This is a genomic window from Pectobacterium brasiliense, assembly GCF_013449685.1.
Classification (GTDB): Bacteria; Pseudomonadota; Gammaproteobacteria; order Enterobacterales; family Enterobacteriaceae; genus Pectobacterium; species Pectobacterium brasiliense_A.
In genome coordinates this window covers 19,522-31,518 of sequence record NZ_JACDSF010000019.1, presented here as the reverse complement: position 1 = coordinate 31,518, position 11,997 = coordinate 19,522, and the positions used below count along the sequence as shown (strand labels likewise).

The window sequence follows — 11,997 nt, the reverse complement described above, 5'->3', positions numbered from 1 at the left end:
GTGAGTACAAAAAAACCTGGTTTTAGTACGCTTTTCTATCTGATGGCTGGCTGCTTCCTGGCGCTCTCCTGCACGGTGGCACTCGTCTATTTTGGGGTATGGCTCTACTACCAGTTTATCCTGCAAATGCCATCAGGTATGCAATGGCAACCTTTACTGACTAAGGCTCTGCGAATTGGCATCGCTTCAGGGCCAGTCATTGGCCTGGGTGTCTGGATACATATGCGCATGGAATACAGTAAAGGAGATAAACGGTGAAACGGTTGCTGCGTTCTGCGAACGCAGCGGTCATTCTGACCGCTGCGGGCTGTGCCTTTATTCCAGACCATACTTTTTTCGTCCCCCCACCTCAACGTGCTCATGCCCCATGGCTGAGAATTGTCGATAACACTGAGCAAACCAGCCTTTATCAAATGCTCAATGGTGAAAGCAAAGGTGGACTGATACGCTCCAGTGAGTGGGTATTACAGAATACAGTGGATCGGGGGATGCCAAAAGTTGCCGGAGAGAAATACAATATTGACTACTACGAAACGCAACTCATTGCAGGTGCAGAAACCGAAGTAGTCAATGTTTACGTTGAAGGTAAGCATACCTGCCTTGTGGATACTTATTTCACGCCCGAAGAAGGGAAGCTTTATCAGTTCCAACTGGAAACCGATACATTGCGGTTCCGCTGTCGCGTTCATGCCAGCGAAATCGAGCAAGACAGCAATGGGCAGTGGCAGCGCATACCACTGCAAAATATTCGCTACAGTGCAAAAGAAGGAAATGGCTGGCATCCCATGCACAGCGGGATCGGATCATAGAGATTGCAGCGAAAAAGCAGCGCGACATTATCCACTCTCGACTCAAGTCGTAAGGTGGATAAGGTCAGCGAAAGCGTATAACTGATGACAAATTACAGGTGACGAAAGCGGTTCTGAACGCCAAACGTATCCGAGGTGACATAGCGCTCAATGTTGCGCAGGCGCTGTTCGCTAGCCTGCAAGGTCGCATCCGCCTCATTCAGCAGTTGGCTGGGTGTGCGAGCCGTCTTTTCATCCTCAAATCCCATTCCCGATGGAGCCGGATCGAGCATAAAGGTCAGAATGATGTAAGCCACCATGGTGAAAAAGAACAGGCCGAAAAACATCGACAGCACCACGATTATCCGCAGGAGCTTCACCGGCACGTCAAAATAACGCGCTAAACCAGCACAAACCCCTTTCAGCATGCCTTCTTCCGGTATGCGATATAACGTTTTACCTGACCACGTATTTTTCATTACGATTTTCTCCAGTCCGGGTGTTCTGCATCCAGAATGTCTTCCAGCGCCCTGATACGCTCACGCATACGGTTGGACTCTTCCGTTAAACGTGTCAGACGTTGCATATCGTTTTGTCCCAGTTGAGCACCGTTTTTACGCTGACTGTAATGTAGCCAAAGCCATATCGGTGCCACAAACAACATGAAAATGGTCAGCGGAATGGCAAGAAACAACGCACTCATTGTGTCTCCTTAGTTATTATTCACACGCCGGTGGCTGCCGTTTTCTAACGACAGCCCATCCGATGGCGTTTACGCTCTTATTACTCTGCTGGCTTAACTTTAGCCTTAAGTGCTGCCAACTGCGCGCTGATTTCATCGTCCGCTTTCAGTTCGGCAAACTGCTGATCCAGCGATTTTTGTTTCCCCAATCCGTGGCTTTCAGCTTCGGCTTCCATCGTATCGATACGGCGTTCGAACTGATCGAAACGCGCCATCGCTTCATCCAGCTTACCGCTATCCAACTGGCGACGCACATCACGCGACGATGCCGCAGCCTGGTGGCGCAGCGTCAGCGCCTGCTGGCGAGCGCGGGTTTCGCTCAATTTGTTTTCCAGCTCACCGATTTCACGCTTCATGCGCTCCAGCGTTTCATCCACGCTTTCGGCTTCATGCTGCAACACCGCGATCAGGTCGGTCAGCTTCTGCTTTTCAATCAGCGCCGCACGGGCCAGATCGTCTTTATCTTTACGCAGCGCCAGCTCGGCTTTTTCCTGCCACTGATCCTGCTGACCGTGCGCTTGTTCAATACGACGGGCAATCTGTTTCTTTTCTGCCAACGCCCGCGCCGAGGTTGAACGCACTTCAACCAGCGTATCTTCCATTTCCTGAATCATCAGCCGCACCAATTTCTGCGGATCTTCAGCTTTATCCAGCAATGAATTGATGTTGGCGTTCACGATGTCGGCAAAACGAGAAAAAATACCCATAATTACATCCTCTTCATGATTTCCAGCGTCTGATTACGCCTGATTTATCACCGTGACCAGCCGAGCCAGTCGCGATCTCCCTATAGGTATATCAATAAGCATGCCAACTTTTAATTCAATTTAACTAACTGAAAATTAAAGAATAGATAATTTTGACTATTTTCCCCTTTCCGCTAGATTAGTCAAATACGCTAACAGTTAGTAAAAATAACACGGTGAAACATCATGCTTCAGGAAAAAGAGAACCTGCTGGGCGAAGCCAACAGCTTTCTGGAGGTTCTGGAACAGGTGTCGCAGTTAGCACAGTTAAATAAGCCCGTGCTGGTGATTGGCGAACGCGGTACCGGTAAAGAGCTGATCGCCAGCCGCCTGCATTACCTTTCCCCGCGTTGGCAAGGGCCGTTCGTTTCCCTCAACTGTGCGGCGCTCAACGAGAATCTGCTCGACTCCGAGCTATTTGGTCATGAAGCCGGTGCTTTTACCGGGGCGCAGAAGCGCCATCTGGGACGTTTCGAACGCGCCGACGGCGGAACGCTGTTTTTGGATGAACTGGCTACCGCGCCGATGCTGGTGCAGGAAAAATTATTGCGGGTGATCGAATACGGCATGCTGGAGCGCGTCGGCGGCAGAGATCAGCTACAGGTTGACGTGCGTCTGGTGTGCGCGACCAACGACGATCTGCCTGCGCTTGCCGCCAGCGGTAAATTCCGGGCAGACCTGCTCGATCGTCTGGCTTTTGACGTTGTGCAGCTCCCACCGCTGCGTGAACGCCAGCAGGATATCATGCTGCTGGCGGATAATTTCGCGATTCAGATGTGCCGCGAATTGCATCTGCCGCTGTTTCCCGGTTTTACGCCTGCTGCGCGCGAAACGCTGCTGAATTACGATTGGCCGGGCAATATCCGTGAGCTAAAAAACGTGGTTGAACGTTCAGTGTACCGTCACGGCGACAGCGAACAGCCTCTTGATGCCATCATTCTGAATCCTTTCCGCCGCACTCCCGCCGTTCAGGAAACGCCACCGCGTGCGACAACCGGCCAGCCGGATTTACCACTGGAGATGAAACCGTGGCTATTGGAACAAGAGAAAGGCTTGATCGATCGGGCATTAACTCAGGCAAAATTTAACCAGCGTAAAGCCGCTGAGCTGCTGGGATTAACCTATCACCAACTGCGTGGATTGCTAAAGAAACACGACATTGTGGTAAATGAGTGACGGTCTGGAAAGAAAATACGGGCGAATTCACGCCCGCAGGATTACTAGATTAATAGGTCAGCGACGTGCTATTTCGGCTCCACACCCCATACCAACGTGCCTTTATCGTGCACGGTGATCTTATCCCAGTTGGCATAGCTTGTGACGTTAGCGCCATATGAATAGTCATTCGTTTCATTCACGTTGCTCCAGTCACCCGCGTGGATACGCACCTGCACTTCACCGGTTTCCGCACCCGGCTGGAGGGAACCGGCTCCGCTGCTGAAGGTCACCAGAACGTAGCGGTTGGCTTTGTCGGTGCTGGCGGCTGGTGTCCCTGTACTGGTCACGATGTTGTGAGGGCCAACGTTCGCCCAGTCAACAAACAGGTTCGCGCCGGGTTTGCCATCATCATGGAAGTAGTAACGCACTTGCAGATCGCTCAGCTTGATCGGCGTACTTCCGGTATTTTTGATGTTAACGGCCATACGAATAGCATCATCGGACGGGTTGTTATCCACATTGCGATATTGCAGCACGACGTCACCCGTTGTTCCATTACCTGGGTTAGTCGGTTCCGTTGGCGGAGTCGGCGTATCGCCACCGTTATCGCCATTGCTCAGATCCGCACCCGCGCGAATCTGCTCTCTGACAAATTTACCTGACGTCGACAGATTCTGCTCTGTCCAACCACCTGATTTGCTCGCTCCCGGTGCCAGCGCGGCGGATGCCTCAGCCTTGTCGGTAAGCGACCAGTTCACCCAGCTTACGCCGCGGTTATTCAGGAAATCGATCCAGGTCTGCGATTCAGGCAGGAACGGCCCACCGTTGCCGGACGCATCGCTGGTGCCCCACTCGCTGACGAAAATCGCGGCGCCACGGCTTTGTGCATAGTCAATGCGGTCGCGCAGGAACTGCCCGTGCGTGCCGGCATAGAAATGCAGCGCGTACATCGTATTCGGATCGGGCAGCTGATTATCCGCCGCGTCGTGGATATCCTGACTCCAGGTGCCCGTACCGACGATAATGAGGTTATCGGGATCTTTGCTACGGATGGTGTCAGTCACTTCCAGCGCATAAGGCCGAATCTGCCCGTTCCATGTCACGCCACCGTTTGGCTCATTGGCGATTTCATAAATCACGTTCGGCGAGCTGCCATACAGCCCAGCCATTTCGGCAAAGAAGGTTTTTGCTTGTGCTTTATAAATATTGGGATCGTTATCCGACAGGATATGCCAGTCGATGATGATGTAAACGCCGAGGCTTTGCGCCGCCGCAACGGCCTCTTTTACCTTATTGGCGAGGGAAGGATTGGAAATATAGCCATCCGCTGCCGTGTACATGGCGACACGGAATACGTTAATCCCCCAGTCATCACGCAGCCACTTCATCGAATCTTTGTTGACATAGTCGCCAAACCACTGCAAACCGTGCGAACTGACCCCTCTCAGTTGCACCCTTTTCCCCTGTTCATCCACCAGTCGTCCGTTTTCGATGGACAGCTGACCATGCGTTTCTACTGGCGTAGCGGATAATGCTGAAAAGCTGAGCGACATCCCCAGCACCGTTGTTACCACCCCTAACGTCAATTTCCTGACAATTTGATTCCTTCTCATCCACATATTCCTTATCTCCATTGTGAACACCCATGATCTTGGGTGTAGGCATGATAAGGGAGATTTTCGTTCCCGCAAACAATTTAGGAAACATCCCAACCATATTGATTTTATTAATTATTTATAGAGAAATAGTAAGTAAGATAAGTATCTGGTGAGGTCATTTTGCAGGCAAAAAAAAGCCAGCACGTCGGCTGGCTAAGATAATACTGGAAGCAATGTGAGCAATGTCGTGCTCTCCTTCAGTGCCTGCGAGAAGCCACCGTCGAAGTGCGAAAATGATGATAATAGTTATCAGTATCATCTGTAAAGCACTTTGTTGAGAATTTTTCTCATTACCATACTGACTATAGGGTTCCTGCCGATGGCAAACCTAGTGTCCTACCGGATTAAACAGCCTATGACTGTAGAAATCCGGGATCGCCTCAATCAGGCGTAGCTGGCTTAACGCGGGATGTAGCGGGTTAATCAGCGCATTACGCATGCTGCCAAATGGCTTAACGGCGCTGGTCGGTACCCAAATCACCAGCGATTGCCCAGCGTTCAGGCAGCGCGATCCCAGTGCTTGCACGTCCGGCATAAACGGATAGCGATGCCAGTCTTCGGGCAGCATATCCAACGTGATGGATTCTTGCGGGACGTCGTCCGGCAGTTCATATACACCCAAACGATAGCTGGCGGGCAGCAACTGCGGCGAAGGGAGATAATTCCCCATTTCCAGCATCGCGACGGCGGGCGTTTCACTGAAATAGAGCACTGGCGTGTTGGGCTGATTGAAACGCGCACCGTGCTGGAAACTTACGCCTGTTTGTCCTGAAAACGCCTCCAGCCAGACCGCTTTAGTAATGCGGTAAAGCCTCATATAAATTCGCCGTATTCAATACGATTCAGCGCGTTATCAACCAACTGGCGCCCTTTGTGCGTATCCAGCATTTCCGCCGGCGTTTTCCCGCCAAAGGCCGGAATGCCGCTCTCCATCCACAGTTGCGCCTTCACTTCATCTTCAAACGTCGTCATGGCTTTCAGCCACAAGCGGAACGTCTCCAGCGCCGCTTCCCCCTGCTCCAGCGTTAAATGCTTACGACGGAATAAGCGGGAGATATTCGACGGATCGACGGACAGCGCCGAGCCAATCAGCTTACGGCTTAGCCCGCTGGCATCCGCACCACGCTTCAGCATCGCGCCGGAGATCCCACCGCGCACGACATTAACGAACATCAACGGGTCATGGAAAACGCCATCAGGCAACTCGGCTTCACGAGCAAAGTTTTCAACTTTAAGACTGATTTCTGCATTCATAGTTATTTCCTCGTCATTGTGACTTAACTATAGCATTCATTATGACGCTTTCAATCATTCATCTGGTGGCTCAAACGGTTGGAAAGTCGCCAGACGCGCATAACAAGAGTGGGGAGGATGCCAAGAGTGCGATACACTCTGTGTATAACCGTCTTGACTGAAAAATCCCGTATGTTCGGAAAAACCTGTTTCGCACTGGCACTCACCTGGCTGACGTTGCCTGCACTGGCCGCACCGCCGTCCGTGCTAACGCCGCCTGCTCCGCTGGACAATATTCGCCAGAGCGGTTTTGTTTATTGCGTCAATGATGTCCTGAACACATTTAATCCGCAGATGGCGCGCAGCGGTGTCACCATTGATACGCTGGCGGCGCAGCTTTACGATCGCCTGCTGGATGTCGATCCTTATACCTATCGTCTGATGCCTGAACTGGCCCAGCGCTGGGAAGTCTCGGACAACGGTTCGACATACCGTTTCTACCTGCGCCGCGATGTGCCGTTTCAGCACACCGCCTGGTTCAGCCCAACCCGCAATATGAACGCCGACGACGTGATATTCAGCTTCCAGCGCATGCTGGACGAAAAGCACCCGTATCATGATGTCAACGGCGGCGAATATCCCTATTTCGACAGCCTGCAATTTGCCGATTCGGTGCAAAGCATCCGCAAGCTGGGCGAGTACAGTATTGAGATTCGGCTCAACAGCCCGGACGCCTCTTTTCTCTGGCATCTGGCCACGCACTACGCGCCGATTCTGTCTGCGGAATACGCGCAGCGTCTGGCCAAAGAGGACAAAAAGGAACGGCTGGATCGCGAACCGGTCGGCACCGGCCCTTATCTGCTCGATGAATACCGCAACGGGCAATATATTCGCCTGACGCGCAACGGTAATTACTGGCGCGGCCTGCCACGCATGCGGCAGGTAGTTGTCGATCTCGGTTCCGGCGGGACGGGTCGCTTATCCAAACTGCTGACGGGCGAATGTGACGTCCTCGCCTATCCGGCTGCCAGCCAGTTGACGATCCTGCGTAACGACCCCCGTCTGCGTCTCTCGCTGCGTCCCGGCATGAACGTCGCCTACCTGGCCTTCAACGTGCGTAAACCGCCGCTGGATGACCGCCGCGTGCGGGAAGCCATCGCACTGGCGATCAATAACGACAGGCTAATGCAGTCGATTTATTACGGCACGGCGGAAACGGCGGCGTCTATTCTGCCCCGTGCATCGTGGGCATACGACAATGAATCGCAGATTACGGAATATAACCCGCAAAAAGCGCAACAAATCTTGCAGGAACTGGGGCTAACTAACCTCAACCTGCGCCTGTGGGTTCCCAGTGCTTCACAGTCCTACAACCCTAGCCCGCTGAAAACGGCAGAGTTGATACAGGCCGATCTAGCGCAAATTGGCGTCACCGTAACCATCGTTCCGGTGGAAGGCCGTTTTCAGGAAGCGCGGCTGATGGAGCTTAGCCACGATTTAACACTGGCAGGCTGGGCAACGGACAGTAACGACCCGGACAGCTTTTTCCGACCATTGCTAAGCTGCGCGGCGATACGCTCCCAGAGCAACTACGCGCACTGGTGCGACCCCACGTTTGATGAAGTGCTGCAAAACGCGCTCTCGTCACAGCAGCTTTCTAAGCGGATTGACTATTATCAGCAGGCACAGCGCATTCTAGCGGAACAGTTACCCGTTCTGCCGCTGGCGTCGTCATTACGACTGCTGGCTTACCGCTATGACATGAAAGGGCTGGTATTAAGTCCCTTCGGCAATGCCTCGTTCGCGGGCGTCTTCCGCGAAGATCAACAGGCGCAGCAGAAGCCTTCTGCACCGGAAACCGTGGAGGAAGCACAGCCGTGATTATCTTTACCTTGCGACGTCTGGTGTTATTGATAGTGACCTTGTCACTGCTGACGCTGGTTGGCTTTAGCCTCAGTTACTACACGCCCAACGCTCCGCTCAACGGCGCAGCGCTGTTTGATGCCTATCACTTTTACCTCACCAGCCTGCTTCAGGGAGATTTCGGTCGCTCCAGCATTAACGGACAGGCCATCAGCGAACTGCTGAAAGAAGTGTTTCCGGCCACGATCGAGCTTTGTCTTTTGGCATTTGCGCTCTCGCTGCTGGTCGGTATTCCGCTGGGGATTACCGCTGGCGTAATGCAGAACCGCGGCGCGGACATTGTGATCAGCACGCTGGCGCTCATCGGTTTCTCCCTGCCGGTGTTCTGGCTAGCGCTGCTGCTGACGCTCTTCTTCTCGCTGCACCTCGGCTGGCTGCCGGTTTCAGGCCGCTTCGACCTGCTCTATCAGGTGAAAACCGTCACCGGATTTGCACTGATTGACGCCTGGCTGTCAGATTCGCCACATCGCGGTGAAATGATCGTCAGCGCCATTCGCCACCTGATTTTGCCGATTACCGTGCTGGCCGTCGGGCCGACCACCGAAGTGATCCGCCTGATGCGCGTCAGCACCACGGAAATTATCAGCAAAAACTACATGAAAGCGGCGGCAACTCGTGGACTGTCGCGCTTTACGATCATTCGTCGTCACCTGATTCACAACGCGCTGCCGCCGATTATTCCCAAACTAGGGTTACAGTTTTCCACCATGTTGACGCTGACGATGATTACCGAAGTGGTCTTTAACTGGCCGGGGATTGGTCGCTGGCTGGTGAACGCCATTCGCCAGCAGGACTTCGCGGCGATTTCTGCGGGCGTGATGGTGGTCGGCGCAATGGTCATAACGGTCAACATCCTGTCCGATATTTGGGGTGCCATGGCAAATCCGTTGAAACATAAGGAATGGTATGCCCTACGATAACGTCTCTAGCGAAAAACGGCTGCCTAGCCGACTAGGCGATACCTGGCGAGCATTCCATCAGGATATGCTGGCGATGATTGGGCTATACGGTTTTCTGATTCTGATCGGCCTGTGCCTGTTCGGCAAATTTCTCGCGCCTTATGAAGTTGACCAGCAATTTTTGGGCTATCAGTTGCTGCCCCCCTCCTGGTCTCGCTACGGTGAAGTCTCGTTCTTTCTTGGCACCGACGATTTAGGTCGCGATCAGTTAAGCCGCCTGCTGAGTGGCGCAGCGCCGACCGTCGGCGCATCGCTCATCGTCACCTATGCAGCGGCGCTGTGCGGCATCGTACTGGGCGTCTTTGCGGGCGTCACACGCGGGCTGCGCTCCGCGATGCTCAACCATATTCTGGATACGCTGCTGTCTATTCCATCGCTGCTGCTGGCGATTGTGGTCATCGCCTTTATCGGCCCCAAGCTCGAGCACGCGATGCTCGCCGTCTGGCTGGCACTGTTGCCACGTATGGTGCGAACTATTTACAGCGCCGTACACGATGAAATGGATAAAGAGTACATGATCGCCGCGCGTCTTGATGGCGCGTCCACGTTTTATCTGGTGTGGTACGTCGTGCTGCCCAATATCGCCGCGCTGCTGGTTGCCGAATTTACCCGCGCGCTGTCGATTGCCATTCTGGATATCGCCGCGCTGGGCTTTCTCGATTTGGGCGCGCAGTTGCCGACGACCGAATGGGGTGCCCTGCTTGGCAACTCGCTGGAGCTGGTTTATGCCGCTCCCTGGACCGTCATGCTGCCCGGCGCGGCTATCGCGCTGAGCGTGTTAATCGTCAACCTGCTGGGCGACGGCATCCACCGCGCGCTCGTCGCGGAAACGGAATAAGAGGCGACAACTCCCTATGCCATTACTTGATATCCGTAACCTGACGATTGAATTTCTGACCGCCGAGGGCGCGGTAAAAGCCGTCGACCGCGTCAGTATGACGCTGAACGAAGGTGAAATTCGCGGGCTGGTCGGCGAATCCGGTTCCGGTAAAAGCCTGATCGCTAAAGCCATTTGCGGGATCACCAAAGAAAACTGGCGCGTGACAGCCGATCGCTTCCGCTTCAATGATATCGACCTGCTGCAACTGTCGTCACGCGAGCGGCGTAAGCTGGTCGGCCATAACGTCTCCATGATTTTCCAAGAGCCGCAATCCTGTCTCGATCCGTCCGAAAGCGTCGGTAAGCAGCTGGTACAGGCGATTCCAGGCTGGACGTACAAAGGCCGCTGGTGGCAACGGTTTAACTGGCGCAAACGCCGTGCAATTGAACTGCTGCACCGCGTCGGGATTAAAGATCACAAAGATATTATGGGCAGCTATCCCTATGAGCTGAGCGACGGCGAGTGTCAGAAGGTGATGATTGCTATCGCGCTGGCGAACCAACCGCGCCTGTTGATTGCCGATGAGCCGACCAACGCGATGGAATCCACCACGCAGGCGCAGATTTTCCGCCTGCTGTCGCGCCTGAACCAGAACAATAACACGACGATTCTGCTCATTAGCCATGACCTGCAAACCATGAGCAAATGGGCCGACCGGATCAACGTGCTCTATTGTGGGCAGACGGTGGAGAGCGCCACCTGTGAAGATTTGATCACCGCGCCGCACCACCCTTATACGCAGGCGCTGATTCGCGCCATGCCCGATTTCGGTCGTTCTCTGCCGCACAAAAGCCGACTGAACACCCTGAACGGCGCGATCCCCTCGCTGGAGCACCTGCCGATTGGCTGCCGGCTTGGCCCACGCTGCCCGTATTCGCAAAAGCAGTGTATGCAAACGCCGCCGCTGCTTTCCGTTAAGAACCACTTATATGCCTGCCACTTCCCGCTCAACATGGAGGAACCGTAATGGTTGAGATGCTGCTTGAAGCCCGCAACCTGACCAAGACGTTCCGCTATCGGACCGGGCTGTTCCGTCGTCAGCATGTTGAGGCTGTGAAGTCCGTCAGCTTTACGCTACGTGAACGGCAAACGCTCGCCATCATCGGCGAGAACGGATCGGGGAAATCGACGCTGGCTAAAATGCTGTCGGGCATGATCGCGCCGACGTCCGGCGAGCTGGTTATCGATGATCATCCGTTGCGTTACGGCGATTACGGCTACCGCAGCCAGCGCATCCGCATGATCTTTCAAGATGCGAGCAATGCCCTCAATCCGCGTCAGCGCATCGGGCAACTGCTGGATGTCCCGCTGCGGCTGAATACCGATCTCAGCGCCGAAGCGCGTGAAAGAGCGATTAATCAAGCGCTGCATCAGGTCGGGCTACGTCCCGATCACGCCTATTACTATCCACATGCGCTCGCGCCGGGGCAAAAACAGCGCGTCGGTCTGGCGCGGGCGCTGATCCTGCAACCAAAAGTGATTGTCGCCGATGAGGCGCTGGCGTCACTGGATATGTCTATGCGGTCACAGATTATCAATCTGATGCTGGAGTTACAGGAAAAGCACGGTATCTCTTATATTTACGTGACGCAGCATCTGGGCATGATGAAACACATCAGCGACCAGATTCTGGTGATGCAGGCTGGCGAAGTGGTCGAACGCGGCAGTACCGCCGATGTGTTGTCCGCCCCGCTCCATGACCTGACGAAACGTTTGATTGCCAGCCACTTCGGCGAAGCGCTCAGCGCCGACGCCTGGCGACGCGACGGCGCACAACGTTAATCTCCGCGCACCACGGCAGCATCCCCGAGACAGCCACAGGGCTGTGGAAAAAGGCGGATACTGCTCGGAGTACCGCTACCGTCCCCAACATGGTAGAATTGCGCGGTTTATTCATCTCGGTCGTCACT

At 54.2% G+C, this 11,997-nt stretch carries 14 protein-coding genes; 8 read left to right on the top strand and 6 right to left on the bottom strand.

The features are described 5' to 3' along the window. Window positions 1–258 carry a hypothetical protein gene (locus H0248_RS09740; protein WP_039557263.1) on the top strand — a complete coding sequence of 86 codons (258 nt, stop codon included), beginning with the start codon at window positions 1–3 and terminating at the stop codon, window positions 256–258. Continuing rightward, window positions 255–809, top strand: coding sequence for a hypothetical protein (locus H0248_RS09735; RefSeq protein WP_308415659.1), 555 nt, complete (start codon window positions 255–257; stop codon window positions 807–809). Before H0248_RS09740 ends, H0248_RS09735 begins: the two co-directional genes overlap by 4 nt. Before the next feature lie 92 nt (window positions 810–901). Here H0248_RS09735 and pspC read toward each other — a convergent pair whose 3' ends face one another. From pspC to pspA, 3 genes are all read right to left on the bottom strand, one after another. After that, the gene (pspC, locus tag H0248_RS09730) at window positions 902–1,267 is read right to left on the bottom strand and encodes an envelope stress response membrane protein PspC (protein WP_180785787.1); all 366 of its coding nucleotides are present in this window, start codon (window positions 1,265–1,267) and stop codon (window positions 902–904) included. Beyond that, on the bottom strand, window positions 1,267–1,491 hold the full coding sequence (pspB, locus tag H0248_RS09725) for an envelope stress response membrane protein PspB (protein ID WP_110163936.1): 225 nt from the start codon (window positions 1,489–1,491) through the stop codon (window positions 1,267–1,269). Before pspB ends, pspC begins: the two co-directional genes overlap by 1 nt. An 80-nt stretch (window positions 1,492–1,571) precedes the next feature. Further along, window positions 1,572–2,237 carry a phage shock protein PspA gene (pspA, locus tag H0248_RS09720; RefSeq protein WP_010276756.1) on the bottom strand — a complete coding sequence of 222 codons (666 nt, stop codon included), beginning with the start codon at window positions 2,235–2,237 and terminating at the stop codon, window positions 1,572–1,574. 225 nt (window positions 2,238–2,462) lie between these two features. On the opposite strand from pspA, the gene pspF reads away from it, so the two are divergent. Further along, entirely contained in the window at window positions 2,463–3,452 is a 990-nt protein-coding gene (gene pspF, locus H0248_RS09715) for a phage shock protein operon transcriptional activator (protein ID WP_110163938.1), read from the top strand. Between the two features lie 68 nt (window positions 3,453–3,520). On the opposite strand, the gene H0248_RS09710 is transcribed toward pspF, so the two are convergent. The 3 genes from H0248_RS09710 to H0248_RS09700 form a co-directional block, all read right to left on the bottom strand. Next, the gene (locus H0248_RS09710) at window positions 3,521–5,053 is read right to left on the bottom strand and encodes a cellulase family glycosylhydrolase (protein WP_180785786.1); all 1,533 of its coding nucleotides are present in this window, start codon (window positions 5,051–5,053) and stop codon (window positions 3,521–3,523) included. A 367-nt stretch (window positions 5,054–5,420) separates the two neighbouring features. Continuing rightward, window positions 5,421–5,909, bottom strand: coding sequence for an RES family NAD+ phosphorylase (locus H0248_RS09705; protein ID WP_014915697.1), 489 nt, complete (start codon window positions 5,907–5,909; stop codon window positions 5,421–5,423). Next, window positions 5,906–6,346: an antitoxin Xre/MbcA/ParS toxin-binding domain-containing protein gene (locus H0248_RS09700; protein WP_095699673.1), complete on the bottom strand. Its 441-nt coding sequence runs from the start codon at window positions 6,344–6,346 to the stop codon at window positions 5,906–5,908. Before H0248_RS09700 ends, H0248_RS09705 begins: the two co-directional genes overlap by 4 nt. Window positions 6,347–6,517: 171 nt before the next feature. On the opposite strand from H0248_RS09700, the gene sapA reads away from it, so the two are divergent. Genes sapA through sapF form a run of 5 tightly spaced genes read left to right on the top strand, consistent with a single transcriptional unit; the run spans window position 6,518 to window position 11,869 of the window. Beyond that, complete coding sequence (gene sapA, locus H0248_RS09695; protein WP_180785785.1) at window positions 6,518–8,206, top strand: ABC transporter substrate-binding protein SapA; 1,689 nt, start codon at window positions 6,518–6,520, stop codon at window positions 8,204–8,206. Next, entirely contained in the window at window positions 8,203–9,168 is a 966-nt protein-coding gene (gene sapB, locus H0248_RS09690; protein WP_180785784.1) for a putrescine export ABC transporter permease SapB, read from the top strand. Before sapA ends, sapB begins: the two co-directional genes overlap by 4 nt. After that, window positions 9,155–10,045 carry a putrescine export ABC transporter permease SapC gene (gene sapC / locus H0248_RS09685; protein WP_180785783.1) on the top strand — a complete coding sequence of 297 codons (891 nt, stop codon included), beginning with the start codon at window positions 9,155–9,157 and terminating at the stop codon, window positions 10,043–10,045. Before sapB ends, sapC begins: the two co-directional genes overlap by 14 nt. A gap of 16 nt (window positions 10,046–10,061) precedes the next feature. Beyond that, window positions 10,062–11,054: a putrescine export ABC transporter ATP-binding protein SapD gene (gene sapD, locus H0248_RS09680; protein WP_180785782.1), complete on the top strand. Its 993-nt coding sequence runs from the start codon at window positions 10,062–10,064 to the stop codon at window positions 11,052–11,054. Next, entirely contained in the window at window positions 11,054–11,869 is an 816-nt protein-coding gene (gene sapF, locus H0248_RS09675; protein WP_180785781.1) for a putrescine export ABC transporter ATP-binding protein SapF, read from the top strand. The genes sapD and sapF overlap by 1 nt, the downstream gene beginning before the upstream one ends. The last annotated feature ends 128 nt before the right edge of the window (window positions 11,870–11,997 follow it).

Bases quoted from the DNA above. Each gene is read 5' to 3' on its own strand.
- sapF (WP_180785781.1), top strand. From the start codon at position 11,054: ATGGTTGAGATGCTGCTTGAAGCCCGCAACCTGACCAAGACGTTCCGC.
- H0248_RS09710 (WP_180785786.1), bottom strand. From the start codon at position 5,053: ATGTGGATGAGAAGGAATCAAATTGTCAGGAAATTGACGTTAGGGGTG.
- sapD (WP_180785782.1), top strand. From the start codon at position 10,062: ATGCCATTACTTGATATCCGTAACCTGACGATTGAATTTCTGACCGCC.
- pspB (WP_110163936.1), bottom strand. From the start codon at position 1,491: ATGAGTGCGTTGTTTCTTGCCATTCCGCTGACCATTTTCATGTTGTTT.
- pspF (WP_110163938.1), top strand. From the start codon at position 2,463: ATGCTTCAGGAAAAAGAGAACCTGCTGGGCGAAGCCAACAGCTTTCTG.
- H0248_RS09705 (WP_014915697.1), bottom strand. From the start codon at position 5,909: ATGAGGCTTTACCGCATTACTAAAGCGGTCTGGCTGGAGGCGTTTTCA.
- sapC (WP_180785783.1), top strand. From the start codon at position 9,155: ATGCCCTACGATAACGTCTCTAGCGAAAAACGGCTGCCTAGCCGACTA.
- sapA (WP_180785785.1), top strand. From the start codon at position 6,518: ATGTTCGGAAAAACCTGTTTCGCACTGGCACTCACCTGGCTGACGTTG.
- H0248_RS09700 (WP_095699673.1), bottom strand. From the start codon at position 6,346: ATGAATGCAGAAATCAGTCTTAAAGTTGAAAACTTTGCTCGTGAAGCC.
- pspA (WP_010276756.1), bottom strand. From the start codon at position 2,237: ATGGGTATTTTTTCTCGTTTTGCCGACATCGTGAACGCCAACATCAAT.
- pspC (WP_180785787.1), bottom strand. From the start codon at position 1,267: ATGAAAAATACGTGGTCAGGTAAAACGTTATATCGCATACCGGAAGAA.